Origin of the sequence: Pseudonocardia kongjuensis (assembly GCF_039526905.1) — a bacterium.
Taxonomy (GTDB): Bacteria; Actinomycetota; Actinomycetes; order Mycobacteriales; family Pseudonocardiaceae; genus Pseudonocardia; species Pseudonocardia kongjuensis.
Window position 1 is genome coordinate 292,962 of sequence record NZ_BAAAJK010000053.1, and the last position, 26,408, is coordinate 319,369.

Here is a 26,408-nt window from a genome sequence, read left to right on the forward strand (position 1 = left end):
CGCCGGGCCGGCTCAGGACACGATCAGCCACAGCCCGCTCACCAGCAGCATCCCGGTCCAGCTGAGCAACGTCAGCAGCACCGTCCAGGTCCGCAGGCCGTCGGCGACCGACAGGCCGAGCAGGCGGGTGACGATCCAGAACCCGGAGTCGTTGACGTGCGACAGCGACGACGCGCCACAGCCGATCGCCAGCACGATGAGCACGACCTGCAGGCTGGTGAAGTCACCGGCGTCCACCGTCGACTGCACCAGTCCGGCGGCGGCCAGGGTGGCGACGGTCGCCGATCCCTGGGCCACCCGGAAGATCGTCGCGAGCAGGAACGCGAGCGCCAGCACCGGCACGCCGGACCGGACCAGCACCCCGGAGACGCTGTCGCCGATGCCGCTCTCGGACAGCACCTCGGCGAACACGCCACCGGCGCCGGTCACGAACACGACGATGGCGGCCGGTGCCAGCGCGGCGTTCATCACCGAGCCCAGCTGGTCCATCGACCAGCCGTGCCGCACCCCGAGCACCAGGCTGCTGAGGACGACGGAGAACAGCAGCGCGAACGCCGGGGCGCCGACCAGCGCGGTGACGCCGTGCAGGGCCGAGCCCTCCTCCAGCAGCAGCTCGCTGACCGTGCCGACCGCGATCAGGGCGACCGGGACGACGATCATCGCGGCGACCGTGAGCGCGCCCGGTGCGGAGGCGGGGCCGTCCGGGGCGTCCGGGCCGTCCGGGCCGGCGGCGCCGGTCCCGGCGGACTCGTCGAACCGGCGCCGGACGTCGGCGTCCACGGCGAACTCGCGCCGGGCGAACATCAGCCTGCCGACGTAGTGCGCCTGCACCCCGAGCGGCACGCAGATCAGCAGCCCGACGAGGACGACGAGGCCGATGTCGGCGCCGAGCAGCGTCGCACCGCCGGTGATGCCGGGATGGGGCGGGACGAGCCCGTGGATGATCGCCATGATCCCGCCGACCGGGATGCCGACGACGACCGGTGAGACGTGCCCCGCCGATCGGGCGAAGCTGAACAGGATGGGCAGCAGGATGATGTAGGCGACGTCGAAGAAGATCGGGATGACCACGATCGAGGAGACGACGAGCAGCGCGGGCCCCACCCGCTCCGGACCGAGCCGCCGGGTGAAGCGCTCGGCGAGGATCCGGGCACCGCCGGTCTTCTCGACGACGGCCCCGAGCATCGCGCCGAGCCCGACGAGCAGCGCCACGTTGCCGAGCGTGCTGCCCATCCCCTCGATGACGGTGGGCATGATGTCCGCCGGGGCCATCCCGCCGGCGAGTGCGGTCCCGATCGCGACGATCAGCAGCGCCAGGAACGCCGGGACCTTCAGCCAGATGATCAGTGCGAGCAGCAGCGCGATCGCCCCGACCGCGATGCCGATGAGTGCGACGATGCTCATGCCGATGGCATGTCCTCCCGTTCGTCGTCGAGCGGAGTGGTCGTCGATCGGGCGCGGTGACGGCGGTGCCACCGGCGGCTGTCCAGGGCCCGAGGCTCGTTGATATCAACGAGCCTGTCAATCAGCTGGGGGAGTCCCGGTGGTCCGTTCGGCCCGCCGGGGGCGGTGGATCCGTCGCCGTTCGGCGGTTGTCCAGCACGGCCGGCACGTCCGCCGGGTGCAGCGGGGCGGACAGGTGCCAGCCCTGGCCGGTGTCACAGCCCAGCGACCGCAGCCGGGCCGCCTGCTCGGCGGTCTCCACCGACTCGGCGACCACCTCCAGCCCGAGGCTGTGCGCGAGCTCGATCATCGCCGACAGCACGACCGGGCTGTCCAGGTCGCGGCCGGGATGCCGGTCCGCCCGGGCCGGCATCGGGCCCTTCGCCGAGACGAACGACCCGGCGAGCTTCAGCACGTCGACCGGCAGCCGGTGCAGGTAGGCCAGGTTCGAGTAGCCGGTGCCGAAGTCGTCGATCGCGATCCGCACGCCGAGCCGGGACAGCTCCTCCAGGGCCGCGATCGGCTGCCCGCCCGCGGACATCAAGTCGCTCTCGGTCAGTTCCAGCTGCAGCGCCCTGGCCGGCCACCCGGTCTCGCCGAGGATCTCCACGATCCGCTGCACGGCGTCGTCCTGGCGGAGCTGGCGGCCTGCCACGTTGACGCTGAGCACGAACCGGCGCGCCGGATCGGCGTCGGCCCAGGCGCGGGCCTCGGAGCAGGCCCGGCGCAGCAGGTACAGGCCGAGCGGGACGATCAGGCCGGTCTGCTCGGCCAGCGGGATGAACAGGTCCGGCCCCAGCTTCTCGCCGTCGGCCGCCCGCCACCGGGCCAGCGCCTCGACCCCGGTCACCCGGCCGTCGGCGAACGACACCAGCGGCTGGTACTCCAGGTCGAACTCGCCGCGCTCCAGCGCGCCGGGCATCCGGCCGGCCAGCTCGAACAGGTGCACGTCGTGCCGGTGCCGCTGCGGGTCGAAGGCGGCGATCCGGTCCCGCCCGTCGCGCTTGGCCCAGTACATGGTGGTGTCCGCGGCCTGCATCAGCGCGGCGGCGCCGTCGTCGCGCGGGGCGGGATCGCCGTCGCAGGCCGGCACCGGCCAGGACACGACGCCGATGCTGGCGGACACCACGATCTCGCGGCCGCGCAGCGACACCGGCCGCCGGACGGTCTCCAGCGCCTGCTGGGCGACCGCGGTCAGCTGCTCCGGCCCGGTGCACTGCTCGATGAGCACGACGAACTCGTCGCCGCCCATCCGGGCGACGGTGTGCCCGAGGCTCCCCAGCTCGGCCTGCATGCGGTGCGCGACGGCGGTGAGCAGCTGGTCGCCCGCGTCGTGCCCGAGGGTGTCGTTGACCGCCTTGAAGCCGTCCAGGTCCAGGTAGCAGACGCCGACGGTGGCGCCGCCGGGGTCCAGCGCCTCCAGCGCGGTGGTGAGCCTGCTGAAGAACAGCGCCCGGTTCGGCAGCCCGGTGAGCGGGTCGTGCTCGGCCTGGTGCTGCAGCCGGGACTGCAGCAGGTGCCGCTCGGTGACGTCGGCGACCATCGCGACCAGGTAGCGCGGGGCGCCGTCGCGGTCCCGGATCAGCGAGACGACCAGCTCGGTCCAGACCTGCCGCCCGTCCTTGCCGAAGTACGCCTTCTCCATCCGGACGTGGCCGACCCGGCCGGCCAGCATGGCCTGGATCTTCGGCCACATCTCGGGGGTGTCCTCGGGATGGATGAACTCGAAGACCGAGCGCCCGACGATCTCGTCCGGCGGGTACCCGAGCATCTCGGCGAGCGCCCGGTTCGCCTCCAGGATCTGCCCGCCCGCGTCGGACACGCTGATCCCGAGCACCGCGTGCTCGAACACCGCGCCGTAGCGGGCCTCCGAGCGCCACCGGGCGTCCTCCGCGGCGCCGCGGGCGGCGAACGCGGCCGCGCTGATCCGCTCCTGCTCGGTGCGGGTCCGCTGCTGCAGGGTCCGCGCGTAGCCCGCGGACAGCGCGCCGACCGCGGCGGTGAAGCGGCGCAGCCGGACCGGATCGGCGATCCGGTCGGCGAAGTGGGTGGCCAGCACGTCCAGCGAGCAGCGCAGCGCCGCCGTGTCGGTCAGGTGCGCGGCGATCAGCTCGGCGCCGATCTCCCGGGCCGTCTCGATCTCGGCCCGCCCGTCGACGACGGCGGCGATCCAGTAGGCGGCACCGGCCAGCACGGAGCGCAGCTCGGCCCGCCCGGCCGAGACGAACCCACGGGCGTGGATCGCGGCGACCCAGGCGTCGGTCAGCCGCTCCACGCCCGGGTCGGGCCGGACCTCGCCCGTGCCCGCCGGTGCGGCATCGCCCACGTCGGCCTCCTGTCCTGCATGTCGTGTCGCCGGTCGGGCGACCTCAGCGGCGTGCCACGCCGGCCAGCCCCGGATAGCGCTGGACCTCCGGCCCGACCGGGGACTCCGGCCGCCACAGCGGGATCCGGACGACGCCGGGCTCCAGCAGCTCCAGGTCGCCGAACAGCGCGGTGAGCTCCTCGGTGGAGCGCATCCGCATCGCGTTGGGCGAGCGGTCCCGGTTGTAGATGCTCTGCGCCTCGTCCGCGCCCGCGTGCCCGCCCTCCGCGGTCGCGTGGCTGATCACCAGGTAGCTGCCCGGGGGTGCCGCGCCCAGGTAGGTGCGCACGAGCTCGGCCGGGCGGGCCTCGTCGGGCACGAAGTGCAGCACCGACACCAGCAGCACCGCGATCGGCCGGGAGAAGTCGAGGTGCGAGCGGGTCAGCGGGTTGTCCAGCACCTTGGCCGGTTCGGTCAGGTCGGCGGCGAGCACCTCGGTGCGGTCGTCGTCGCCGAGCAGGGCCCGGCTGTGCACCACCGCGATCGGGTCGTTGTCGACGTAGAGCACCCGGGCGTCCGGGATCTCGGCGGCCGCGATCTCGTGCACGTTGCCCGCGGTCGGGATGCCCGAGCCGAGATCGAGGAACTGGGTCACCCCCTGCGCGCACAGGTGGCGCACGGCCCGGCGCAGGAACGCCCGGTTCGCCTGGGCGACCGACGCCATCTCCGGCAGCACGCCGAGGATCTGCTCGGCGAACCGCCGGTCGGCCTCGAAGTTGTGCGAGCCACCGAGGTAGTAGTCGTAGACCCGGGCGACGCTGGGACGGTTCATGTCCACCTCGTCGGGTGCCCACGCCGGCCTGTCCATTCTGTGCTCCCCGCAACGGATTCGACGTCTTTCGACCAAGGGGGACCCTACTGGCCGGACGGCGCCCTGAGGGGGTACGCGCCGCTCAGTACAGCGCGATCGTGGCGACAGTGGCCCCGGTGAGTGACACCAGGTCGTCCGGGGCGAGCTCGATCTCCAGCCCGCGCCGGCCGCCGGAGCAGTAGATCGTGCCGAACCCGGCCGCCGACGCGTCGAGCACGGTGGGCAGCCGCCTGCGCTGGCCGAGCGGCGAGATCCCGCCCGCCACGTAGCCGGTGGTCCGCTCGGCGTCGGCGATCTCGGCCATCGCCGCCCGCTTGCCGCCCACCGCCGCGGCCAGCGCCTTCAGGTCGAGCTGCGCCGACACCGGCACGATCCCGACCGTCATGGCGCCGTCGACGACCGCGACGAGCGTCTTGAACACCCGGTCCGGGTCCTGGCCCATCGCCCGGGCCGCCTCCGGGCCGTACCCGGTCTCCCGGTCGTCGTGGGTGTAGCTGTGCACCCGGTGCGTGATCCCGCGTCGCACCAGCAACGCCGTCGCCGGGGTGCCCCTGCCCGCCATGTCCGCCCGACCTCCCGCGCTCACCGACGGCCCCGCCCGCCGCGGCCGTCGCGGGCAACCTACGGGAATGCCGTTCCGGCGCGTGACGTTCCCGGTGGTGTGACGACAGCAGTGATGGAGGCCCCCCGGGCGTCCGAGGCCGGACGGAACCGGTGGGGACGCGTACCCTCCGACACGACCGCCGTGCCGGTGACCCGCACCGGCGCGCGGTCCGTGTCACTGGAGAGGGGACCCTTGTCAGAACAGCCGGATCGGTCCGGGAACGAGCCGGTCGAGCAGGTCGGCACCGCCGATGCCGAGGGCAACCGGGCGCCGGAGGACGAGACGGTCGAGGAGCGCACCGCCCGCTTCGAGCGGGACGCGATGCCGCTGCTGGACCAGCTCTACGGTGCCGCGCTGCGGATGACCCGGAACCCGGCCGATGCCGAGGACCTGGTGCAGGAGACGTTCCTGAAGGCGTACTCGGCCTTCGGCTCGTTCCGCCGCGGGACGAACCTGAAGGCCTGGCTGTACCGGATCCTGACCAACACCTACATCAACGGGTACCGCAAGCGTCAGCGCCAGCCGCTGCAGGCGCCGACCGACGAGATCACGGACTACCAGCTGGCCCAGGCGGGCGAGCACACGTCCACCGGCCTGCGCTCGGCCGAGGTCGAGGCGATGGACGCGCTGCCCGACGACGACGTGAAGGAGGCCCTCTCGGCGCTGCCGGAGGACTTCCGGATGGCCGTGTACCTGGCCGACGTCGAGGGGTTCGCCTACAAGGAGATCGCCGAGATCATGGGCACCCCGATCGGCACCGTGATGTCCCGGCTGCACCGGGGCAGGCGCCAGCTGCGGGACATGCTGACCGATGTCGCCCGCGACCGCGGTTTCGTGCGCGGGGCGGGCAGCCAGGAGGTGACGGCGTCGTGAGCGCCGAGGAGGTTCCCGCCGAGCGCAACCCGCTGGCCGGTGACACCGCAGGCTGCAGCGAGGTGCTCGCGGAGGTGTGGCTGTTCCTGGACCGCGAGTGCGACCAGGAGCGCAGGCGGCTGCTGCAGCACCATCTCGACGAGTGCGCGCCCTGCCTGGCCGAGTACGGCATCGACGAGAAGCTGAAGGCCCTGCTGGCCCGCAAGTGCGGCGGGGAGTCGGCGCCGGAGGCCCTGAAGGACCGGCTCCGCACCCAGATCCGCTCGGCGGTGCTGGAGCAGGCGCAGGTGCGGGTCGAGTCCGGCCCGGAGGGCACCAGCGTCTCGGTGTCCCGGCGGCGCACGGAGTACCGGCGCGAGGGCTGAGCGCGGCGTGGGCACAGCACGCACGACAGCACGCACGAAGGGCGGGTACCGGGACCGGTACCCGCCCCTCGCACGTTCGGACGGCGACTCAGGTGTTCGGCTTCTTGCCGTGGTTCGCCTTCTTCTTGCCGCGGTCGCGGCGCTTGCGGGCACGCTTCGACATGATCGGCCCTCCTCTCCTCAGGGGTCACGGTTCCGCGGCGGTGCCGCGGGAGCTCGTGGCCGTGATTCTCGCATGTGGTGGGATGGGCGACCGTGACCACGCTCAGCCAGCTGCTCGCCGAGCACACGACGATGGACGGCGAGACCGCCGACCACCTCCAGCGGGTGGTGGGGGAGTGGCAGCTGCTCGCCGACATGTCGTTCGCCGACTTCCTGCTGTGGGTGCCGCTGGACGACCTGCACGCGGCCACCGACTTCACCGCCGAGGGATCGTCGCGGACGTCCACCGCCCAGTTCCTGTGCGTGGCCCAGGCCCGGCCGACCACCGCACCCACCGCGCACCCGGACGACGTCGTCGGCCGCCGGGCCGCTCCGGTGGAGGTCGGCCAGCTGCGCCGGGCGGTGCTGGAGGGCCGGATCTGCCGGGACGACGACCCGCGCTGGCACCTGGAGGTGCCGGTGCGCCGGGAGACCATCCCGGTCCGCTACCACGGCCGCACCGTCGCGGTGCTGTCCCGGGACACGAACCTGTCGACCCCCCGGGTGCCCTCCCCGCTGGAGATCGCCTACCTGGGCAGCGCGTCGGACCTGTGCCAGATGATCGTGGACGGCACCTTCCCGCCGCAGTCCGGGCCACCCGGCAGCGCGGAGGGCAGCCCGCGCGCCGGTGACGGCCTGGTCCGGCTGGACGCGCACGGCAACGTCGCCTACGCCAGCCCCAACGCGCTCTCGGCGTACCACCGGATGGGCCACGCCAGCGACGTCGCCGGGGCCGATCTGACCGCGGTGACCAGGGCGCTGGTGCTCGACCCGTTCGACGCCAAGGACGTCGCCGCCCGGATCGCCGACGCGCTGGCCGGCATCCCGTCGAGCCGGATGGAGATCAAGGGCAGGCGGGCGACGATGCTGGTCCGCGCGCTGCCGCTGCGCCCGCGCGGCGACGCCGCCGGCGCGCTGGTGCTGGTCCGCGACGTCACCGACCTGCGCCGCCGGGACGCGGCGCTGATGTCAAAGGACGCCACCATCCGGGAGATCCACCACCGGGTGAAGAACAACCTGCAGACCGTCGCGGCGCTGCTCCGGCTGCAGGCCCGGCGCAGCGAGCACCCGGAGGCGAGCCGGGCGCTCGAGGAGTCGGTCCGCCGGGTCACCTCGATCGCGCTGGTGCACGAGGCGCTGGCCTACTCGGTGGCCGAGGTCGTCGAGCTCGACGAGCTGCTGCCGAAGGTGCTGCCCGCCATCCGGGACGGCGCGACCACCGAGTCGCGGGCCCGGGTCCGGGTGGACGCCGGGTTCGGCGCGCTGCCCGCGGCCAAGGCCACCCCGCTGGTGCTGGTGCTGGCCGAGCTGGTGCACAACGCGCTGGCGCACGCCTACGACCCGGGCGTCGCCGGTGAGGTGGTGGTCAGCCCGCGACGGTCGGCGAGCCGGCTCGAGGTGTCGGTGGCCGACGACGGGCACGGGATGCCCGCCGACTTCGACTTCGAGCAGTCGAAGGGCCTGGGCCTGCAGATCGTGCGCACGCTGCTGAGCTCGGAGCTGGAGGCGACGATCACCGTCTCCGCGCGGGACGGCGGCGGGACGGTGGCGCTGATCCGGCTGCCGCTGGGCGGCGGCTGAGCGGCGGCACGTCCGGGCCCGGTCCTCGCAACGGTCGCGGGCCGGATCGTCCCCGGGCGGTCGGTCCGGTGCGCCGGGTGACCGCATCGGTCACTGCGGGTGACCCGGGGCGTGAGCGGGCCCCCTGGCGGCACCGGATACCCTCGACCCGTGACCGTTGATCCCGGTGCCGTGGTCGCGCCGGCACCGTGGTGGACAGGTCACGCGGGGTGGCAGATCACCCCGAACGCACCTCGGGCCCGTGGCCGGTGGCGTCCGGCTACGGGCCCGAGGTCGGGGAGCTACTTCTCTACTTCTTCGATCCGTGCGATCAGGCGGTGCGGGCGCGCGGGCGGGTGCTGCGCCGCTTCAGGGCGCGCCGCTCGTCCTCGCTCATGCCGCCCCAGACACCCGCGTCCTGCCCGGACTCGAGAGCCCACTGCAGGCACGACTCGGTGACCGGGCAACGCCGGCACACGCTCTTCGCCTCGGCGATCTGCATCAGGGCGGGGCCGCTGGTGCCGACGGGGAAGAAGAGCTCCGGGTCCTCGTCGCGGCAGATCGCGTCGTGACGCCAGTCCATGATTGCTTTCTCCTCTGGTGCGCGATCGGGGTCGCGCCGATCGTCATCTGTTACGTCCGTGTTTCGGAGCTTGTGAATACTTTCACGAGCTCCGGCGGTCCTCAACGGGAAACTGCTCATCGGATACGTGAGTGGCCTCATAGCCGCTCGCGCACGACAGACCTGTGCCCCGAACTTTTCAGCCGCGGGCCGGTTCCTGTGAACCAGTGTCCCTGTCCGACACGGAAACGGCCACCCGAATCCCGTGTAGTACCCGACACCCCCCTGGCGGCGTTGCCCGGGGCCTCCCGCTTGCGTAGGGACCACCTTGGATCACCGGTTTGGGCTGGTGTAAGCCCCAACGGGACCGACGGTCCGCTCACATCGGTGAATGGCGGGGTTGCTCACTCCGGCGTGTGAGAGCGCCCGCACGGGGCGCGACGAACTGCCCATCTCACACGACGACGCGTAACGCTCCCGGCACGCTCAGGAATTCCACGTCGGTCCGCTCGCCCAGGTGGTCGCCGTCCAGCTGCAGCGCCAGCGGCCGATCGGAGGTGATCCTGACCTGGGGGACGGCGTCGTGGCGCACGACGTGCCTGCCGTGCGGGTCACCGTCGGCAGCCAGCATCTGACGCAGCGTCGTCGCGATCGTCCTGGGCCCCAGGCCGGTCAGCGCGAACAGCCCGAGCCCGCTGCCGAACGACGAGCGGGGGTTCGTCCGGACCGCGCGGCCCGACAGGTAGGTCCACGGGTCGGTGTTCGAGACGAACGCCAGCCGCACCCCGCCCAGCGGCGCGGCCCCCGGGATCTGCACCGTCATCGACGGCGGCCGGTGCAGCTGGGCCAGGTACTGCCCGATCGCGGTGATCGCGTACCGGCCGGGGCTGGCCTCGTACCCCTGCGCCCTGGCCCGCTCGACGGCGGCGACCACCTCGGCGTCCCAGCCCATGCCCGCGTTGAAGGTGAACCACCGGTCGTCGGCGTGGCCGAGGCCGACCAGCCTGCGCCGCCGGGCGGCGAGCGCGGTCAGCACGTGGCCGGTCGCCTCGACCGGGTCGCGCGGCATCTCCAGGGCGCGGGCGAACACGTTCGCCGAGCCGCCGGGCACCACGGCCAGCATCGCGGTGGCGTCCGGGTCCGGCCGGGGCGGGCCGCTCCCGGTGCCGGTCTGCGCGGCGAGCAGCCCGTTGACGACCTCGTTGACCGTGCCGTCGCCGCCGAGCGCCACCACCAGCTCGACCCCGTCGGCGACGGCCGCCGCGGTGGCCTCCGCGGCGTGCCCCCGGTAGCGGGTCTGCAGCACGTCCAGCTTGAGCTCGCTGGCCAGCGCCTTGGTCAGCACGTCCCGGCCGGCCGCCGTCGTCGACGTGGCCTGCGGGTTGACCACGAGCAGCGCGCGCACGGGCCGACTGTAACGACCACCGCCGCCCGGCGGGTCCGGGCGGGTGCGTGCTGCCTATCCTCGGAGCCGTGGCCGAGGAGCAGCGCAACGACGTCCCCGCCGCGCCGCGCGTGCCGGAGAACGTGAAGGTGTCCGGCCTGCTGGTGGCCGTGCAGGGCGTGGTCGGCGTGGTGGTCGCCGTCGTGCTGGGCCTGCGGGCGTTCGAGGCGGGTGGCCCCCGGCTGTACTACGGCCTCGCCGAGTCCGGGATCTTCCTGCTGATGGGCGGCGCCGTCGTCGGCATCGGCTACGGCCTGGTCCGCGGCCTGCACGGCTGCCGCACCCCGGCGATCGTGGTGCAGCTGCTGTTGCTGCCGGTCGTCTACAGCCTGCTCGGGCCGTCCCGGCAGCTGTTGTGGGGCATCGTCTGCGGGCTGTACGTGGTGCTCACCTTCATGCTGCTGATCAGCGAGCAGTCCAAGCGCTGGGCGCTCGGCGAGGACGAGCCCGGTTCCTAGCCGGCCCGGCCGGCGAGCGCCGCGAGCGGGCCGCCGGTGAGCCGGTAGGTGGTCCAGCCCTCGTTCGGCCCGGCGCCGATCGCGCGGTAGAAGCCGATCGCCGGTTCGTTCCAGTACAGGACGTTCCACTCCAGCCTGGCCCAGCCGCGCCGGGTGCACTCCGCGGCCAGCGCGGCGAGCAGCCGCAGGCCGTGCCCCTCGCCGCGGTGCGCCGGGCGGACGTAGAGGTCCTCCAGGTGCATCCCGGCGACCCCCTCCCAGGTGGAGAAGGTGCGGAACCAGATCGCGGTGCCGACCACCGCGCCGTCGGCGGTGGTGGCGACCAGCGCGGCGGCCGACGGGTCCGGGCCGAACAGCGCGGCGTGCAGCCGGTCGTCGGTGAGCCGGCACTCGTCGGCGGCCTTCTCGTACTCGGCGAGCTCGTGCACCAGCGCCACGACGGCCGCGACGTCGCCGGGCCCGGCCGCCCGGACCCCGCTCACCGCGGGCCCCGGGTCGGGCGCTGGTTGACGTGGTCCAGCCGCGGGACGCCGCGCTCGAAGCCGAGGACCGTCACCCCGGCCGGGTCCATCGCGACGTGCACCCCGCCGGTGGCGGGCAGGCCGATCCAGCGCGCGGTCAGCACCCGGGAGAAGTGGCCGTGCCCGACCAGGATCACGTCGCCGGCGCCGAGCAGGGCGCGCGCCTCGGCCAGCACGGCGTCGGCCCGCCGGCACACGTCGTCCGGCGTCTCGCCGCCCGGCCACGGGCCGTCCCAGATGGTCCAGCCGGGCAGCGTCTCGCGGATCTGCGGGGTGGTGCGGCCCTCGGCGTCGCCGTAGTCCCACTCGGCGAGCCGGTCGTCGATCGCGTCCACGGTGAGCCCGGCCAGCGCGGCCGTGTCCCGCGCGCGCGTGCGCGGGGAACAGAGGACGCGGGCCGGCGGCGCGGCGTGCCGGACCAGGGCCAGCGCGTCGCGCACCGCGCAGGCGGCGTCCCGGCCGTCGTCGGTGAGCCCGATGTCGGTCCGCCCGGTGTGCCGGCCGGTCCGGGACCACTCGGTCTCGCCGTGCCGGAGCAGCAGGATCCGGCCGCGGGGGTCGTCGTCGCTCACGATCGCCGACGCTACCCGGACGGCGGGTGCCCGCGGTCCTCCGCGAGTGGCCCCGGGTGGCGCCGGGTCACCCGGACGGGTCGGTGTCCCACCCGACCGGGTCGTCGGCCGTGGCGCCGGCCCGGCGCGGCCGGTCGGTCCGGTGAGATGGGGCCGGTCCCGTCCGTTCCCGAGGAGTGACATGTCGCAGCACCCCCGCCGGGCCGCCCGGCGGATCGCCGGGCTCGGCACCGCCGCCGGCCTGGTCCTCGCCGCCGCGTTCGGCGCGGCCGCCGCCGACCCGGGCGGCGCCGGTGCGGCTGCCGCGGTGCCGGCCGCTGCCGGTGTGGCTGCCGCGGTGCCGCTCGCCGCGGGCCCGGCGGTCGTTCTCCCGGCCGCGCAGTCCGCGCCGGCGGTTCCGGCGGCGCAGCCGGCCGGCGCCGGGATCGGCCCGGGCGTGCAGATCGCCACCCCGGTGGCCGGCGGGGCGGAGCTGTGCACCGCCAACTTCCTCTACACCGCGGCCGGGGCGGCCGACGGGCAGCGCGACGACGACGGGCAGGTGCACCGACGCGTCCCGGCCGGGGCGCTCTACCTCGGCACGGCCGCGCACTGCATGGTGGCGGAGAGCGCGCGGTCCTCGGTCGACGGCTGCGTGGAGCCGGTGCAGCCGCACGGCACCGAGGTCGGGATCGTCGGCCGGGACGGCACCGTGCACAGCGGCCGGGTCGCCTACAACTCCTGGGCGGTGATGCAGGAGCGCGGGGAGCGCGACCCGCAGCTCTGCCTCTACAACGACTTCGCGCTGATCGAGCTCGGCCCGTCCGCCGCGGCGGTCGCCGACCCGACGGTGCCCGGCTTCGGCGGCCCGTCCGGGCTGAACGCGGCGGGCACCGCGGGCGGTGACCGGGTCTACAGCTACCAGCCGAACCAGGCCGCGCCGACGCCGTTCAAGCAGGGCGTGTCGTTCGGCAGGCCGGAGGGGCCGCGCACGCACGTCGTCGCCACGCTCCCGCCGGGCGTGCCGGGGGACTCCGGCGCCGGCTACCTCGACGCGCAGGGACGCGCGTTCGGGGTGCTGTCCAGCCTGATGCTGCCGACCGCGACGAACGGGGTCACCGACATCGCCCAGGCGCTCGGCTACGCCGCCGCGTTCGGCCCGCTGGGGCCGGTCGAGCTGGTCCCGGGCACCGCCGGGTTCACCCCGCGCGGGATGCCGCTGACCGAGCTGCCCGCCGTCCCGGAGCGGCCGCTGCCCGAGGTGCGGCCGGTGCCGCTGCGCTGAACCGCCGGCGCCGTACGCGCGTCCTGTGCCCATGCCCACTCCGGCGGCGCGGGACGCGCGGAACCCACCGGTGTCCCGGTTAGACTCCGGCCCAGACCCGACAGCCGTGTCCCGGCGCGGGGCCGCATCCGGCCCCGGCCGCCGGGATGGCCGTCCGGCACCGAGAGCAGGTCGACGACCCCGCGACCCCCGGTGCAACGGCAGGCGCCGCCCGCTCCGGCGCCGCTCATGTACCTCACGTATGGAGTCTTCGATGACGCTCGCCCAGGACCGGCCCGGAACCACCGCCCCCGCGCGGGACGAGGTGTTCGGCGCGCACGAGGGCGGCAAGCTGGCGACCGGTCTGACCGCACCGCTGGCCGACGCCCGCGATCTGTCCATCGCCTACACGCCCGGGGTCGCGGACGTGTGCCGGGCGATCGCCGACGACGCGGCCCTGGCCGCCCGCTACACCTGGGCGCACCGGCTGGTCGCCGTGGTCAGCGACGGCACCGCGGTGCTCGGGCTCGGCGACATCGGCCCGCGCGCGTCGCTGCCGGTGATGGAGGGCAAGTCGGCGCTGTTCAAGTCGTTCGCCGGGCTGGACTCGATCCCGCTGGTGCTCGACACCACCGACGTCGACGAGATCGTCGAGACGCTGGTCCGGCTGCGGCCCACCTTCGGCGCGGTCAACCTGGAGGACGTCGCGGCGCCGCGCTGCTTCGAGCTGGAGCGCCGGCTGATCGAGGCGCTGGACTGCCCGGTGATGCACGACGACCAGCACGGCACCGCCGTGGTCCTGCTGGCGGCGCTGAACGGTGCCTGCCGGGTGCAGGACCGTGCGCTGCGCGACCTGCGGATCGTCATCTCCGGTGCGGGCGCCGCCGGGATCGCCTGCGCCCGGATCCTGCTCGCCGCCGGCGCGTCGGACGTGGTGCTGCTCGACTCCCGCGGGATCGTCGACGCCGCCCGCGGCGGGGTGAAGGCGGAGCTGGCCGCGGTGACGAACCCGCGCGCGGTGACCGGCGGGATCGCCAAGGCGCTCGCCGGTGCGGACGTCTTCGTCGGCCTGTCCAGCGCCACCCTGCCGGAGGAGCTGCTGGCCACGATGGCTCCGGAGGCGATGGTGTTCGCGCTGTCCAACCCCGATCCCGAGGTGCACCCGGACGTCGCCGCGCGGCACGCGGCGATCGTCGCGACCGGGCGCAGCGACTTCCCGAACCAGATCAACAACGTGCTGGCGTTCCCGGGGATCTTCCGCGGGGCGCTGGACGCGAACGCCCGGCGGATCACCGACCGCATGAAGGTGGCCGCGGCGACGGCGATCGCCGACGTGGTCGCCGACGAGCTGTCGCCGACCAGCATCGTCCCCGGGCCGTTCGATCCGCGGGTGGCGCCCGCGGTGGCGGCGGCCGTCGCCCGGGCCGCCGTCGCCGACGACGGGGCCCGCTGAACCGGCCGTCGGCACCGGGCAATCGGGTCACGCAGCGTGCACGTACGGTCGCTGCGCCGAACGGCACGCCCCGCTGTGAGCGGTTGTTCACTGTAGGTCAAGTTCATTGCCACCGCTCGCCGAACGGACGGATCCCTTCGGCGTGACCAAACACCCGGTCACCAACGCTGCGCCGGTGACGGGCCGGTCGGATTGGTCCGATCGGCGGCATTACCCGCTGTGCAGGGTCGCTCGATCGGGCTACCGGGGCGGATCGCCCGGCCCGGTATCTCGTTGAGCGGGTGGAGCTGCCGAACGGAACGGAGGCCGGCGTGGCCGAGGTGGAACCGCGGGCGGGACATCGTCCGGGTGGTGCGTCCCAGGATGTCGCCGGCGAACCGGGTGTCGACCCGGTCGAGCCGACGTCCCGGACGACCCGCGACGCGGACCGGCCCGCCGGGCTGGCCGGTGACCTCGCACGGGCCTTCGCCGGCCCGGGCGGCGGCCGGGCCGGCCGGGTGCGCCCCGCGCCGGACCGCGGCCCGTACGCCGATCCCGCCGACGTGCCGGTCGCCGACGTGCCGGCCGCCGATCCCGGCCCGGGCCCGGATCCGGCCGCCCCGTTCGACGGGCCGGCCGGCACGGACGCCCCGGACGTCGCCGGCGCCGGGTTCGGTGAGCCGCCGTTCGGCAGGCCCCGCCCGACCCCGCGGCCCTCGCCCACCGCCCGCCGCCCGCAGCCGCCCGCCGCGGCCCCGGACGGCAGGCCCGACCCGGCCGACCACTCGGCGGTGCAGCTCCCGCCGTCGCCCGCGCTGCTCTGCGACGCCGCCGGGATCGTGCTGCACACCAACGCCGCGCTGCGCCGCCTCGCCGGGTCGGCCGACCCGACCGGGATGAAGCTGCCGCAGCTGCTGGTCGGCCCCGACTCCGACGCCCGCCTGGTCCGTGCCGACCGCAGGCTGGCCCGGGTGAAGGTGGTCCGCTGGCCGCAGCCGGGCAACCGGACCGTCGTGCTGCTCACCGCGTTCCCGGACGCGACGGCGGCCCCGTCCGACGAGGCGCCCGCGCTGGACCTGGAGCGCGCCACCCGGTCCGGCACCTGGACCTTCGACCTGCAGGCCGGCACGCTCACCCGCAGCGAGGGCCTGGTCGAGCTGTACCGCTCGCTGGGCGTGCGCCCGGACGGCGCCGACGGGCCGATCGAGGGCGAGCAGGTCGAGCGGGTCTGCCGGCTGCTGCGCCGCGGCCCGGAGGAGCTGTCGACCGCGAGCCGTCCCGCGCACTCGTCGGAGATCCGGCCCGAGGGCGGCGCGGTGCTGTCCTGCCGGACCCGGATCGACCGGACCCCCGGTGGCGCGCCGCTGCGGCTGATCGGCACCGTGCAGGACGTCACCGACCGGCGGCGCGCCGAGTCCCGCGCGCAGCGCTCCGGCCAGCGGTTCGCCGAGCTGGTCGCCACCATCACCACCGGCGTCGCGATGCTCGACGGCCGCGGCCGGATCGTCGACGCCAATCCGGCGCTGTGCCGGCTGCTCGACGCCGACCTGGAGACGCTGCGCGGCGTTCCGGCCCGCAGCCTGTCCGCGGAGCCGCAGTCCGGCGACCGCAACGGCCTGCCGGACTGGCTGCGCGCGCCGTCCGACCCGGAGTCGACCTACCGGATCGACTCGCTGCCGCTGCTGCGCGCCGACGGCACCCGGGTGGACTGCGAGGTCGTCGTCAACGCGGCCCCGTCCGACGACGGCAGGCCGTTCTGGCTGCTCGTGGTCACCGACGTGGGCGAGCGCCGGCGCGCCGCCGACGTGCTGCGCGAGGCGAACACCGTCGACCCGCTGACCCGGCTGCCGAACCGGGCGGGCCTGCTCGAGGTGGCCGACCGGGCGCTGGCCGGGCCGGACGCCGGACGGGTCGCGGTGGTCGTCGGCGACGTCGACGACTTCGCCCGGGTCAACACCGGCCTCGGGCACTCCGACGGCGACGCCCTGCTGGTCGAGCTCGCCGGCCGGCTGCAGCGCGATCTCCCGCCGCTGTGCACGGCGGGCCGGCTGTCCGCCGACGAGTTCGCCGTCGTCTGCTCCGACGTCGACGCCGCGGGCGGCCCGCAGGCGCTCGGCGCGACCGTCGCGGAGCTGCTGCGCGGCACCGTCACCGTCGGCGGGCGGCCGGTCACGCTGACCGCCTCGGTCGGGGTCGCCACCCCGGACGCGGTGCCCGCCGGGCCGCACCCGCCGCGCGGCGACGACCTGCTGCGCTCCGCCGAGGTCACCGTGCAGCAGGCCAAGCAGCGCGGCCGCGGCACCGTCGCGATCGCCGATCGCGGCACCGTCGGCCCGGCCTGCCGGCAGCTGGAGCTGGAGGCGGAGCTGCGCGCCGCCATCGAGTCCGACGCGCTGCGCCTGGAGTACCAGCCGGTCGTCGCGCCGGACGGCACCGTGCTGTCCGCCGAGGCGCTGCTGCGCTGGTCGCACCCGGTGCACGGGGAGGTCTCGCCGGGCGAGTTCCTGCCGGTCGCGCAGCGCAGCGGCCTGCAGCGCGATCTCGACCTGTGGGTGCTGCGCACCGCCGCCGCCGAGGCCGCCACCTGGCCGCGGCACGGCCAGCGGATCGCCGTCGCGGTGAACCTGGCCGGCCTGCTGCCCGCCGATCCGGCCTTCCTCGACGAGGTGACCGCCGTCGTCGAGTCGTCCGGGCTGGGCTGGGACCAGCTGGTCCTGGAGCTGGTCGAGACCAGCCTGGTCGCGCTGCCGCGCCCGGCGCTGGACGCGATGAGCGAGCTGGTGCGCCGCGGCGTCCGCTTCGCCGTCGACGACTTCGGGACCGGCTACTCCTCGCTGGCCCGGCTCAAGGAGCTGCCGGCGCAGACGGTCAAGGTGGACCGCGCGTTCGTCACCGGCGTCGGCACCGACCCGGCCGACTTCGCGCTGGCCCGCGCCGTCGTCGAGGTGGCCAGGGCGATGGGCCGCGCCACCGTCGCCGAGGGCGTCGAGACCGCCGAGCAGTTCCACGTGCTGCGCGGGCTCGGGGTGAACGCGTTCCAGGGCTGGCTGTTCGCCCGCTCGCTGCGCCCGGAGGACCTGCACCGGGTGCTGCGCGGCGGCGGGCTCCCGACGCCCGCCACCACCGGAACCCCGCCCGGCGGCACCCCCGGCGCCTGGTAGGCCGCCGGGAGCGGTCGCCGCTGTCGGTGGTCCGGGTTACCGTGCCCGCAACAGGCGGCTGCCGGCCGGGCGGCCGCCGGGGGCAGGGGGAGCCCGCGATGATCGAGTTCCGGGGCGTCACGAAGCGCTTTCCGGACGGGACGGTCGCCGTCGACGAGCTGGACCTGGTGGCCGAGCAGGGGCGGATCACGGTGTTCGTCGGGCCGTCCGGCTGTGGCAAGACCACCTCGCTACGGATGATCAACCGGATGGTCGAGCCGACCTCCGGCGAGCTCCGGGTCGACGGGCAGGACGTTCTGGCCGCCGATCCGGCCGAGCTGCGCCGCGGCATCGGCTACGTCATCCAGCAGGCCGGGCTGTTCCCGCACCGGACCGTGGTGGACAACATCGCGACCGTGCCGATGCTGCTGGGCACCGGCCGGCGGGCCGCCCGGGACCGGGCGATGGAGCTGATGGAGACGGTCGGCCTGGACACCGCGATGGCCGGCCGCTACCCGAGCCAGCTCTCCGGCGGCCAGCAGCAGCGGGTCGGTGTGGCCCGCGCGCTCGCCGCCGATCCGCCGGTGCTGCTGATGGACGAGCCGTTCTCCGCGGTCGACCCGGTGGTCCGGGAGAGCCTGCAGGAGGAGCTGCTGCGGCTGCAGTCCGAGCTCGGCAAGACGATCGTGTTCGTCACCCACGACATCGACGAGGCGATCAAGCTGGGCGACCGGGTGGCGGTGTTCCGGGTCGGCGGCCGGCTCGCCCAGTACGACGAGCCGGGCGTGCTGCTGTCCCGCCCGGTCGACGACTTCGTCGACACCTTCGTCGGCCGCGACCGCGGCTACCGGGGCCTGGGCTTCCTCACCTCCGAGGCGATCCCGCTCGGCACCCTCGACATGGTCTCGGTCGGCGACCCGCGGCCCGGCTCGGGCTGGGCGGTCGTGCTGGACGACACCGGCCGGCCGCTGGGCTGGGTCGAGGCGGGCGACGGCGTCGTCACCGAGGACGGGATCGTCCCCGGCGGCTCGCTGTACGCGGTCGGCTCCGGCTCGCTGCGCGGCGCGCTGGACGCGGCGCTGTCCTCGCCGTCCGGGCAGGGCGTCGCGGTCGACGCCGACGGCCGGGTCGCCGGGTCGGTGACCGCCGACGCGGTGCTGGCCGCGCTGCCCGCCGCCCGCGACGACTCCGCCGCGTAGGGGCCGGGCATGGACTGGGTCTTCCGCAACTCCGCGCTGGTCCTGGAGCTGACCCGCGAGCACCTGGTGCTGTCGCTGGTCCCGGTGCTGATCGGGCTGCTGCTGGCGATCCCGCTCGGCTGGCTCGCCAACCGGCGGCCGTGGAGCCGGACGCTCACGCTGAACGCGGCGGGCTTCCTCTACACGCTGCCGTCGCTGGCGCTGTTCGTGTTCCTGCCGCCGATCATCGGCACCCGCATCCTCGACCCGGTCAACGTGATCGTCGCGCTGACCGTCTACGTGCTGGCGCTGCTGGTCCGCACGGTCGCCGACGGGCTCTCCGCGGTGCCGCACCGGATCGTCGACTCCGCGACGGCGATGGGCTACCGCCCGGTCCGGCGGTTCCTGGCCGTCGAGCTGCCGATGGCGGTCCCGGTGATCACGGCCGGCCTGCGGGTCGCCGCGGTCAGCGCGATCAGCCTGGTCACCGTCGGCTCGGTGATCGGCTTCGGCGGGCTGGGCAAGATGTTCACCGAGGGCTTCCAGCGGGAGATCCCGCAGCAGACGATCGCCGGGATCGTGCTGGTCCTGCTGCTGGCGCTGGTGGTCGACGGGCTGCTGGTGCTGCTCGGGCGGCTGCTCACCCCGTGGGAACGGGTGCAGCACCGGCGCAGCCGGACGGGGGCCGGCCGATGACCTACCTCGGCTGGCTGTTCACCGGCGAGAACTGGACCGGGCCGGACGGCATCCTGGTCCGGCTCGCCGAGCACCTCGGCTACACCGCGCTGACCATGCTGATCGCGATGGCGATCGCGCTGCCGCTGGGCGCCTGGATCGGGCACACCGGGCGGGGCGGCGTGATCGTCGTCGGGCTGGCGAACGCGCTGCGCGCGCTGCCCACCCTCGGCCTGTTGGTGCTGCTGTTCCTGCTGGTCGGGCTGGGCCTGCTCGGCCCGCTGATCGCCCTGGTGATCATCGCGGTGCCGCCGCTGCTCGCCGGGACCTACGCCGGCGTGCGCAACGTCGATCCGGCCGTGGTCGACGCCGCCCGCGGAATGGGCATGCGCGGCCCGGAGGTGCTGTGGAAGGTCGAGCTGCCCAACGCGCTGCCGCTGATCGTCGGCGGCGTCCGCAGTGCGACCCTGCAGGTGATCTCGACGGCCACCGTCGCCGCCTACGTGGGCATCGGCGGCCTCGGCCGGTTCATCATCGACGGCCTCGGCCAGCGCGACTTCGGCGCCATGATCGGCGGCTCGATCCTGGTGGCGGCGCTCGCGGTCGTCGCCGATCTGGTGCTCGGCGGGCTGCAGCGGCTGATCGTGTCGCCGGGCCTGCAGCAGCGGGCGGGGCCGAGGCGGGCCCCGCTGCGCCTGGTCCGGAGCGGGGAGGCGAGCGCGGCATGAGGAAACAGCTACTGGCCGGCCTGCTGGTGGTGGCGTTCGCGCTGGCCGGCTGCGGCGGCGACCCGCTGGCCGGGGGCGCCGACACCGATCCGGACGTGATCGCCATCGGCTCCGGCAACTTCACCGAGTCCCAGCTGCTCGCCGAGGTCTACGCGCTCGCGCTGCGCGACGCCGGGGTGCAGGTCGAGAACCCGGTCGCGATCGGCTCCCGGGAGGCGTACTTCCCTGCCCTGCAGGACGGCTCGGTCGACCTGATCCCGGACTACTCCGGGGCGCTGCTGACCTACCTCGACCAGGAGGCGACCGCCGTCGAACCGGACGACGTGTACACCGCGCTGCAGGCGGCGCTGCCGCCCGGGCTGGTGCTCGGCGAGCGGTCCGAGGCGGAGAACAAGGACGCCGTCGTCGTCACCCGGGCCACTGCGGACCGGCTCGGCCTGCGCACCATCGCCGATCTCGCCCCGTACTGCCCGGAGCTGACCTTCGGCGGCGGCCCGGAGTTCCAGACCCGCCCGGACGGCATCCCGGGCCTGGCCCGCAACTACGGCTGTGCGTTCGCCGACTACCGCTCGCTGGACTCCGGCGGGGTGCTGACCGTCGCCGCGCTGGGCAGCGACGCGGTGCAGGCCGCCAACCTGTTCACCACCGATCCCGCCCTCGAGCAGAACGACTTCGTGCCGCTCGCCGATCCGGCCGAGAACTTCTCCGCGCAGAACGTGGTGCCGGTGCTCGCCGAGCGGAAGGCTGCACCGGAGGTCCGCGCCGTGCTGGACCGGATCTCCGCCGCGCTGTCCACCGAGGAGCTGCTCGCGATGAACGTCGAGGCCGCCGGCCCGGACAAGCCCGCCCTGCGCACCGTCGCCGCCGACTGGCTGGAGCGCAAGCAGATCACCGGAGGTGGGGCGTGAACGTCCTGGCCCTGTACCGCTACCCGGTGAAGTCCATGCTCGGTGAGGAGCTGGACGCGTTCGAGCTGGACGGCGCCGGCGTCGTCGGTGACCGGGAGTTCGCCCTGCTCGACGCCGGCGACGGCCGGGTCGCGACGGCGAAGCAGCCGCGGCACTGGCGGGCGCTGCTGCAGTGCCGCTCCACCGGCAGCGGCCCCGCGGCGCAGGTGACCCTGCCCGACGGCCGCACGCTGCCCGCCGCGTCGGCGGCCGGACCGCTGTCCGAGCTGCTGGGCAGGCAGGTCGTGGTCAGTGGGGCGCGCCCGGACGGCGCCGTCGTCGAACGGCCGGACGCCGAGGCCGTGCTCGCCGCCGGCCTGGACGCCGAGATCGACGCGCCGCTGCTGGAGATCGCCCAGGGCACCGAGGGTGGCCGCTTCGTCGACCACTCGCCGGTGCACCTGATCAGCACGGCCACGCTCGACGCGCTCGGCGTGGACGCGCTGCGCTACCGGCCCAACATCGTCGTCGCCACCCCGGCGGGCACCCCGGCGTTCGTCGAGAACGACTGGCTCGGCCGGACCGTCACGATCGGCGGCGTCACCCTGGTGCCGACGCTGCCCACCCCGCGCTGCGTGGTGCCGACCCTGGAGCACGGCGACACCCCGCGCGCACCGGAGGCGCTGCGCGGACCGGCGCAGCGCAACCGGGTCGAGGTCGAGGGCTTCGGCGTGCTGCCGTGCGCCGGGTGCTACGCCCGGGTCGAGGTGCCCGGCACCGTCCGCCGCGGGGACGCGGTGCAGGTCACCGCCTCCTGAGGGCCGGCCGGCCGTACCGTTGGCGGCAGCGCCGGCATCGCCCGACGAGCGGTGGCGTGTCGCGGACGGCCGCCTCACCATGGTGGAGACCGACCGGCGATAGATTCGGCGCACACCCGCGGCCGGTTCCCCGGCCGCCGGACGACGCACGCGCGGGAGAGGGCGGAATGGCGAACATCGACGAGATCCGGGCCGGTATCGGGGCGGCGAACCAGCGGGCCACCGAGAGCCTGGGCGCGTTGCGCCACGTCCGGAACGCGATCGAGGAGGCGGGCGCGGCGCTGTCCCAGCAGACCTACGGCACCGCCCAGCAGGACGCGGAGCAGGCCCGCGCGCTGTTCGCGGCCGCCGCCGCGAAGGTCGACGAGGTCGAGCAGGCCGTGCACGTCGCGATGAACGCCGCCGACGACATCACCGCCCGGCTGTGAGGGACGCGGTTCCCGTCCGCGTCGTCCGGGCCTGAGCGCGATGGTGGGACGACGGGGGCGGCGTGACCGCGTCCGCGCCGCGTTCGACCGGTTCCACATGGCGGCCTCGGTCGCGCTGGGCGCCGCCGAGGTGCGCCGGGACCGGGCGGTCCGCGCGCACGCCGAGACGATGGCCGAGCTGTGGCTGCGCGAGACCGGGTACGACGCCGCGCAGCGCGATCCCGCCCTGCGCGCGGTACTGGACAACCCGACGCTGGCCGGCGCCGTCGCCCGGGTCGCCGAGGACCGCGCGCACGCCTTCGACGGCTGGCAGGGCGGTTCGCCGGAGCTGCTGTCCCGGATCGTCGCCGACGCCGCACCCGGCCCGGCGGGGGAGGACCCGCGGAGCTGGCCGCCCGGGGCGGGCGAGACCGAGGGCACCGGACCGGTGCCCGCGATGTGGCAGCTCGGCACCGGATCGGTGGAGGGCGGCGCGCCGTTCCGGGTCGGCGTGCCGCTGCTCGACGGCGCCCACCTGCAGATCACCTCGACCCCGGACACCCGGGAGCACGCGGAGTCGATGGTCGAGACGCTGCTGCTGCGGGTGCTGCGCTACTTCCGGCCCGGCGTCGTCGGCGTGCACGTGTGGGACGTCGGCCAGCTCGCCGGCGCGCTGCCCGGCCTCTACCCGCTGACCCGCACCGGTCTGCTCACGGTGCACGACCCGACCCGGCTGGAGCCGCTGCTCGACCAGCTCGCCGACCGGATCCGCCGGGTGCAGACCCGGGTGCTCGCCGCCGGCTACTCCTCGCTGCGCGAGCTGGCCGAGCGCGGCGACGAGCGGCCCGAGCCGTGGCTGGTCGCGGTGCTCGCCGGGAACGGCACCCCGCTGCCCGAGGACCAGCACCGGCAGCTGCAGCGGGTGGCCCGCGGCGGGATCGCCGCCGGGGTGGTGCTGGTGCTGCTCGACGTCCCGGTGGCGCTGCGCAACCCGGTCGAGTCCGTCGAGTTCAGCGGGACCGGCAGGGGCGACGACCCGGTGGTCGCACGCACCTCGCTGACCGGGCCGCACGTCGTCGTCGAACCGGATCCGGCGCTGCCCGCCGATCTGGTGACCGACACCTGTCACCGGCTCGCCGACGCGCACGAGGCGTGGCGCGGGCGGCTCGGCGCGTTCGCCGACCTGCTCCCGCCGGTGGACCGGCGCGGCCGCGCCAACTCCCGGGACGGGCTGTACGCGCCGGTCGGGTACGAGGACGGCATCCCGGCCGGGCTGTCCCTCGACGACCACTCGCCGCACGCGCTGGTCGGCGGCCCGAGCGGCTCCGGGAAGACGAACCTGCTGCTCGCCTGGATCTCCGCGCTCGCCGCCCGCTACCCGCCGGACGAGCTGGAGCTCTACCTGCTCGACTTCAAGGAGGGCGTGTCGTTCGCCCAGTTCGCCCCCGACCCGGAGGGCAACCGGGCGGGCTGGCTCCCGCAGGCCCGGCTGATCGGCGTCAACATCAACACCGACCGCGAGTTCGGGCTCGCCCTGCTCCGGCACCTGGCCGAGACCATGCGGGTGCGGGCCGAGCAGGCCCGCCGGCACGGCGCCACCAAGCTCGCCGAGCTGCGCGACGAGCTCGCCGAACGCGGCGTCACCGGCGCCGCGGCCCGGCTCCCGCGGATCGTCGCGGTGATCGACGAGTTCCAGTTCCTGTTCAGCGGCCGCGACGCGGTCACCGCCGAGGCGACCGCGCTGCTCGAGGACGTCGCCCGGCGCGGCCGCTCGCAGGGCGTGCACCTGGTGCTGGCCAGCCAGGACGTCTCCGGGATCGAGGCGTTCTGGGGCCGTCCGGCGATCTTCGAGCAGTTCGTGCTGCGGCTCGCGCTGCCGCGCGCCCGGCGGGTGCTGGCGCTGGAGAACGAGCTGCCGATGACGATCCCGCGCTGGCACGCCGTGGTGAACCACGACTCCGGCGTCGTGCACGGCAACCAGGTCGTGCGGATCCCGGAGGCCGGCGGGCCGCTGGTCCGCGAGGTGCAGGACGCCGCGTTCGCCGCGCACCCGCCGGACCGCGAACCGGTGGTGTTCGACGGCGCCCGCGCCCCCTCGCACAAGGCGCTGGTCGCGACGCTGCCCCTCGACGGGCCGCCGCGTGCGCTGCTCGGTCAGTACGTCGACGTCGACGGGACGCCGGCCGCCGTCGAGCTGGGGGACTCGCCGGGCCGCAACATCGGCGTGATCGGGCCGGACGCGACGGTCGCCGGCCCGCTGCTGTGCTCGGCCGCCGACGCGCTCGCCGGCCAGCTCGTCCGGCGTGACGACCGCACCCGGTTCGTGCTGTTCCCGCTGGTCTCCGAGGCCGTCGGGTACGCCGCTGAGCTCGCCGGGCGGATGCCGGCGCCGTCCGAGACGGTCCCGGCCGCCGACGTCGCGACCCGGATCGCCGCGCTCGCCGCCGAGGTCAGGGCCCGTTCCGGCGACGGCACCGGCGACCATCCGCCGCTGGTGCCGGTGCTGTTCGGCGCGGACGCCGCCGAGTCGCTGCTCAGCCTCGGCGGCACCGAGGAGCTGCGCACCGTGCTGCGGCACGGCCCGGCGGCCGGGGTGCACCTGCTCGGCTGGTGGCGCGGGGCGCAACGGCTCAAGGCACTGCTGTCCCCGCCCGGCGCGACCGTCGACGACCTGGGCGTGTGGATCGCGACCGGCGTGCAGGGCGCCGATCTCGGCCCGCTGGTGGGCGGGCCGCCGCCGGAGTGGCAGCCGTCCCGGGGGCGCGGCCTGCTGCTGGACCGGGCCCGGCGGTCGCGCCCGGAGCTGGTGATCCTCGCCGAGTGGGGGGACGACGGATGAGCGACGCCGTCGAGCGCTACCGGGAGGTCGTCGCGGGGCTCGCCGACGCGGTGGGGGAGCTGCGCGCCCGGGATGCCGCGCGCGCCGAGGAGCTCCGCCGCGAGCTGCGCGAACGCGATCGCGAGCTGGTCCGGGCCACCGAGCGGGTCACCCTCGGGCGCGGCATGTTCGAGCTGCGCTGGGAGGCCGCGCTGCAGGTGCTGTGGTCGGTGGAGGAGCCCGGCAAGCCGCGGCCGCGGCCGGACCGGCGGGCCGATCCGGCCCGGCACGACGAGCTGGAGCGGGCCGCCGACGACGCCCTGGAGGAGCTGCGTGCCTCCGGCGACCGCCGGCTGTTCCGGCTCCGCCGCAACGACTGACCCCGCCTCGCGCCCCGCACCGCCCCGCAGACATCGCACCGACATCGCACCGCGCCACTCACCGAGATGCAGCTGATCGGGCCGTGGAGATCGACATTTCCCGCTGAGCTGCATCTCGGCGCGTGGCGCGGTGCGAGATGCAGTGCGAGGTGCGGACCGGCACACCGCGTCCTGCAGTTCCGCGCACCCCGCCGGGTGCCGGGCCCGCCCGTCGAGGCATGCCGCGCGCTGCCCGGCCCGGGGATCGTCCGCCGCGCGCTGCCCGGCCCGGGGATCGTCCGCCGCGCGCTGCTGCACGCAGGACGGCCCGCGTCCCGTGGCCCACCCGGGTCCCGGCCACTCCGCCGACCCGGACCTGCCCGCCCTGCCGTGCCCGCCGTGCCCTGCCGTGCCGTGCCCTGCCGTGCCGTGCCCGCCGTGCCGCGTGCCGTGCCGTGCCCGGCCGTGCCGTGCCGTGTCGTGCCTGCCCCGCCGTGCCGTGCCCGCCGTGCCGTGTCGTGCCTGCCCCGCCGTGTCGTGCCCGCCCCGCCGGCCGGGCCCGCCCCGCCGCACGACGCCGCGCCAGCCCTCGCCCCGTCGCACGTCGCACCCCGTCGCGCGCCGAGATGCAGATCAGCGGGGTGCAGAGATCGACATTTCCCGCTGAGCTGCATCTCGGCGCGCGACGGGGTGCGACGTCGGGCACGGCGGGTGCGGTGCGGTGCGGCGCGGTGCGGTGCGGCGCAGGGGCCGCGGTGGTGAGGGGGTTACTCGTCGTCGGCGTCATCCCGGGCGAGGAAGCTGGAGAGCCGCTCGACGGCCGTCTCGAACTGGGGGTTCAGGTCCACGAAGGCCCGCAGCCGGTCGGCGAGCCACTCGACGCTGACCTGCTCGTCGCCCCGCCGGTCGACGAGCTCCTCGATGCCGCGGTCGGTGAAGTACAC

Annotated in this window: 25 protein-coding genes; 15 read left to right on the forward strand and 10 right to left on the reverse strand. The window is 75.2% G+C overall.

The features are described 5' to 3' along the window. Positions 1 to 12 precede the first annotated feature (12 nt). The 4 genes from ABD160_RS31255 to ybaK all read right to left on the reverse strand — a co-directional run bounded on the left by ABD160_RS31255 (position 13) and on the right by ybaK (position 5,181). Positions 13 to 1,404 carry a GntT/GntP/DsdX family permease gene (locus ABD160_RS31255; RefSeq protein WP_344029645.1) on the reverse strand — a complete coding sequence of 464 codons (1,392 nt, stop codon included), beginning with the start codon at positions 1,402 to 1,404 and terminating at the stop codon, positions 13 to 15. Between the two features lie 121 nt (positions 1,405 to 1,525). Beyond that, on the reverse strand, positions 1,526 to 3,769 hold the full coding sequence (locus ABD160_RS31260) for a putative bifunctional diguanylate cyclase/phosphodiesterase (protein ID WP_344029647.1): 2,244 nt from the start codon (positions 3,767 to 3,769) through the stop codon (positions 1,526 to 1,528). 43 nt (positions 3,770 to 3,812) lie between these two features. Continuing rightward, a complete protein-coding gene (locus tag ABD160_RS31265; RefSeq protein WP_344029649.1) occupies positions 3,813 to 4,616 on the reverse strand; it encodes an SAM-dependent methyltransferase in 804 nt (267 codons plus the stop codon). 85 nt (positions 4,617 to 4,701) lie between these two features. Continuing rightward, positions 4,702 to 5,181 (reverse strand): Cys-tRNA(Pro) deacylase, encoded by a 480-nt coding sequence (gene ybaK / locus ABD160_RS31270; protein WP_344029652.1) that lies wholly within the window; start codon positions 5,179 to 5,181, stop codon positions 4,702 to 4,704. Between the two features lie 234 nt (positions 5,182 to 5,415). Between ybaK and ABD160_RS31275 the strand changes: the two genes are divergently transcribed. Further along, the gene (locus ABD160_RS31275; RefSeq protein WP_344029654.1) at positions 5,416 to 6,096 is read left to right on the forward strand and encodes a sigma-70 family RNA polymerase sigma factor; all 681 of its coding nucleotides are present in this window, start codon (positions 5,416 to 5,418) and stop codon (positions 6,094 to 6,096) included. Next, complete coding sequence (rsrA, locus tag ABD160_RS31280; RefSeq protein WP_344029656.1) at positions 6,093 to 6,461, forward strand: mycothiol system anti-sigma-R factor; 369 nt, start codon at positions 6,093 to 6,095, stop codon at positions 6,459 to 6,461. The genes ABD160_RS31275 and rsrA overlap by 4 nt, the downstream gene beginning before the upstream one ends. Before the next feature lie 88 nt (positions 6,462 to 6,549). Here the strand turns inward: rsrA and ABD160_RS33450 are convergent, their stop codons facing one another. Continuing rightward, positions 6,550 to 6,624, reverse strand: a complete 75-nt coding sequence (locus ABD160_RS33450) for a 50S ribosomal protein bL37 (protein ID WP_372447449.1) — start codon at positions 6,622 to 6,624, stop codon at positions 6,550 to 6,552. Between the two features lie 92 nt (positions 6,625 to 6,716). On the opposite strand from ABD160_RS33450, the gene ABD160_RS31285 reads away from it, so the two are divergent. After that, positions 6,717 to 8,243: a sensor histidine kinase gene (locus ABD160_RS31285; RefSeq protein ID WP_344029659.1), complete on the forward strand. Its 1,527-nt coding sequence runs from the start codon at positions 6,717 to 6,719 to the stop codon at positions 8,241 to 8,243. Positions 8,244 to 8,553: 310 nt separating this feature from the next. On the opposite strand, the gene ABD160_RS31290 is transcribed toward ABD160_RS31285, so the two are convergent. Together ABD160_RS31290 and ABD160_RS31295 are read right to left on the reverse strand one after the other, a co-directional pair. Further along, positions 8,554 to 8,805, reverse strand: coding sequence for a WhiB family transcriptional regulator (locus tag ABD160_RS31290; RefSeq protein WP_043277332.1), 252 nt, complete (start codon positions 8,803 to 8,805; stop codon positions 8,554 to 8,556). 433 nt (positions 8,806 to 9,238) lie between these two features. Then, on the reverse strand, positions 9,239 to 10,189 hold the full coding sequence (locus ABD160_RS31295; RefSeq protein ID WP_344029664.1) for a diacylglycerol/lipid kinase family protein: 951 nt from the start codon (positions 10,187 to 10,189) through the stop codon (positions 9,239 to 9,241). A 68-nt stretch (positions 10,190 to 10,257) separates the two neighbouring features. Here ABD160_RS31295 and ABD160_RS31300 point away from each other — a divergent pair, with 68 nt between their 5' ends. Continuing rightward, a complete protein-coding gene (locus tag ABD160_RS31300; protein WP_344029666.1) occupies positions 10,258 to 10,686 on the forward strand; it encodes a hypothetical protein in 429 nt (142 codons plus the stop codon). Here the strand turns inward: ABD160_RS31300 and ABD160_RS31305 are convergent. Beyond that, a complete protein-coding gene (locus ABD160_RS31305; RefSeq protein ID WP_344029669.1) occupies positions 10,683 to 11,168 on the reverse strand; it encodes a GNAT family N-acetyltransferase in 486 nt (161 codons plus the stop codon). The two genes, ABD160_RS31300 and ABD160_RS31305, sit on opposite strands and share 4 nt — an antisense overlap. After that, positions 11,165 to 11,782: a histidine phosphatase family protein gene (locus ABD160_RS31310; protein WP_344029838.1), complete on the reverse strand. Its 618-nt coding sequence runs from the start codon at positions 11,780 to 11,782 to the stop codon at positions 11,165 to 11,167. The genes ABD160_RS31305 and ABD160_RS31310 overlap by 4 nt, the downstream gene beginning before the upstream one ends. A gap of 178 nt (positions 11,783 to 11,960) precedes the next feature. Between ABD160_RS31310 and ABD160_RS31315 the strand changes: the two genes are divergently transcribed. The 11 genes from ABD160_RS31315 (at position 11,961) to ABD160_RS31365 (ending at position 25,485) form a co-directional block, all read left to right on the forward strand. Next, entirely contained in the window at positions 11,961 to 13,043 is a 1,083-nt protein-coding gene (locus ABD160_RS31315; RefSeq protein ID WP_344029672.1) for a serine protease, read from the forward strand. A 253-nt stretch (positions 13,044 to 13,296) separates the two neighbouring features. Beyond that, on the forward strand, positions 13,297 to 14,475 hold the full coding sequence (locus ABD160_RS31320; RefSeq protein WP_344029675.1) for an NAD(P)-dependent malic enzyme: 1,179 nt from the start codon (positions 13,297 to 13,299) through the stop codon (positions 14,473 to 14,475). A gap of 311 nt (positions 14,476 to 14,786) precedes the next feature. Beyond that, complete coding sequence (locus ABD160_RS31325) at positions 14,787 to 17,615, forward strand: putative bifunctional diguanylate cyclase/phosphodiesterase (RefSeq protein WP_344029678.1); 2,829 nt, start codon at positions 14,787 to 14,789, stop codon at positions 17,613 to 17,615. A gap of 98 nt (positions 17,616 to 17,713) precedes the next feature. Further along, entirely contained in the window at positions 17,714 to 18,793 is a 1,080-nt protein-coding gene (locus tag ABD160_RS31330; protein WP_344029681.1) for an ABC transporter ATP-binding protein, read from the forward strand. Positions 18,794 to 18,802: 9 nt separating this feature from the next. Then, complete coding sequence (locus ABD160_RS31335; RefSeq protein ID WP_344029684.1) at positions 18,803 to 19,468, forward strand: ABC transporter permease; 666 nt, start codon at positions 18,803 to 18,805, stop codon at positions 19,466 to 19,468. Beyond that, positions 19,465 to 20,175, forward strand: coding sequence for an ABC transporter permease (locus ABD160_RS31340; RefSeq protein ID WP_344029687.1), 711 nt, complete (start codon positions 19,465 to 19,467; stop codon positions 20,173 to 20,175). The genes ABD160_RS31335 and ABD160_RS31340 overlap by 4 nt, the downstream gene beginning before the upstream one ends. Next, positions 20,172 to 21,083, forward strand: a complete 912-nt coding sequence (locus tag ABD160_RS31345; RefSeq protein ID WP_344029690.1) for an ABC transporter substrate-binding protein — start codon at positions 20,172 to 20,174, stop codon at positions 21,081 to 21,083. Before ABD160_RS31340 ends, ABD160_RS31345 begins: the two co-directional genes overlap by 4 nt. Next, complete coding sequence (locus ABD160_RS31350) at positions 21,080 to 21,880, forward strand: MOSC domain-containing protein (RefSeq protein ID WP_344029693.1); 801 nt, start codon at positions 21,080 to 21,082, stop codon at positions 21,878 to 21,880. Before ABD160_RS31345 ends, ABD160_RS31350 begins: the two co-directional genes overlap by 4 nt. A gap of 167 nt (positions 21,881 to 22,047) precedes the next feature. Continuing rightward, positions 22,048 to 22,308: a hypothetical protein gene (locus ABD160_RS31355; RefSeq protein ID WP_344029695.1), complete on the forward strand. Its 261-nt coding sequence runs from the start codon at positions 22,048 to 22,050 to the stop codon at positions 22,306 to 22,308. 40 nt (positions 22,309 to 22,348) lie between these two features. Then, entirely contained in the window at positions 22,349 to 25,126 is a 2,778-nt protein-coding gene (locus ABD160_RS31360) for an FtsK/SpoIIIE domain-containing protein (RefSeq protein WP_344029698.1), read from the forward strand. Beyond that, positions 25,123 to 25,485, forward strand: a complete 363-nt coding sequence (locus ABD160_RS31365; RefSeq protein WP_344029701.1) for a hypothetical protein — start codon at positions 25,123 to 25,125, stop codon at positions 25,483 to 25,485. Before ABD160_RS31360 ends, ABD160_RS31365 begins: the two co-directional genes overlap by 4 nt. Positions 25,486 to 26,231: 746 nt before the next feature. On the opposite strand, the gene ABD160_RS31370 is transcribed toward ABD160_RS31365, so the two are convergent. Next, entirely contained in the window at positions 26,232 to 26,408 is a 177-nt protein-coding gene (locus ABD160_RS31370) for a DUF6104 family protein (protein WP_093340837.1), read from the reverse strand.

Excerpts from the sequence above, each read along its gene's own strand:
- ABD160_RS31265 (WP_344029649.1), bottom strand. The coding sequence starts at position 4,616 with ATGGACAGGCCGGCGTGGGCACCCGACGAGGTGGACATGAACCGTCCC.
- ABD160_RS31365 (WP_344029701.1), top strand. The coding sequence starts at position 25,123 with ATGAGCGACGCCGTCGAGCGCTACCGGGAGGTCGTCGCGGGGCTCGCC.
- ABD160_RS31340 (WP_344029687.1), top strand. The coding sequence starts at position 19,465 with ATGACCTACCTCGGCTGGCTGTTCACCGGCGAGAACTGGACCGGGCCG.
- ABD160_RS31360 (WP_344029698.1), top strand. The coding sequence starts at position 22,349 with ATGGTGGGACGACGGGGGCGGCGTGACCGCGTCCGCGCCGCGTTCGAC.
- ABD160_RS31335 (WP_344029684.1), top strand. The coding sequence starts at position 18,803 with ATGGACTGGGTCTTCCGCAACTCCGCGCTGGTCCTGGAGCTGACCCGC.
- ABD160_RS31330 (WP_344029681.1), top strand. The coding sequence starts at position 17,714 with ATGATCGAGTTCCGGGGCGTCACGAAGCGCTTTCCGGACGGGACGGTC.
- ABD160_RS31355 (WP_344029695.1), top strand. The coding sequence starts at position 22,048 with ATGGCGAACATCGACGAGATCCGGGCCGGTATCGGGGCGGCGAACCAG.
- ybaK (WP_344029652.1), bottom strand. The coding sequence starts at position 5,181 with ATGGCGGGCAGGGGCACCCCGGCGACGGCGTTGCTGGTGCGACGCGGG.
- ABD160_RS31255 (WP_344029645.1), bottom strand. The coding sequence starts at position 1,404 with ATGAGCATCGTCGCACTCATCGGCATCGCGGTCGGGGCGATCGCGCTG.
- ABD160_RS31290 (WP_043277332.1), bottom strand. The coding sequence starts at position 8,805 with ATGGACTGGCGTCACGACGCGATCTGCCGCGACGAGGACCCGGAGCTC.
- ABD160_RS31345 (WP_344029690.1), top strand. The coding sequence starts at position 20,172 with ATGAGGAAACAGCTACTGGCCGGCCTGCTGGTGGTGGCGTTCGCGCTG.
- ABD160_RS31315 (WP_344029672.1), top strand. The coding sequence starts at position 11,961 with ATGTCGCAGCACCCCCGCCGGGCCGCCCGGCGGATCGCCGGGCTCGGC.
- ABD160_RS31320 (WP_344029675.1), top strand. The coding sequence starts at position 13,297 with ATGACGCTCGCCCAGGACCGGCCCGGAACCACCGCCCCCGCGCGGGAC.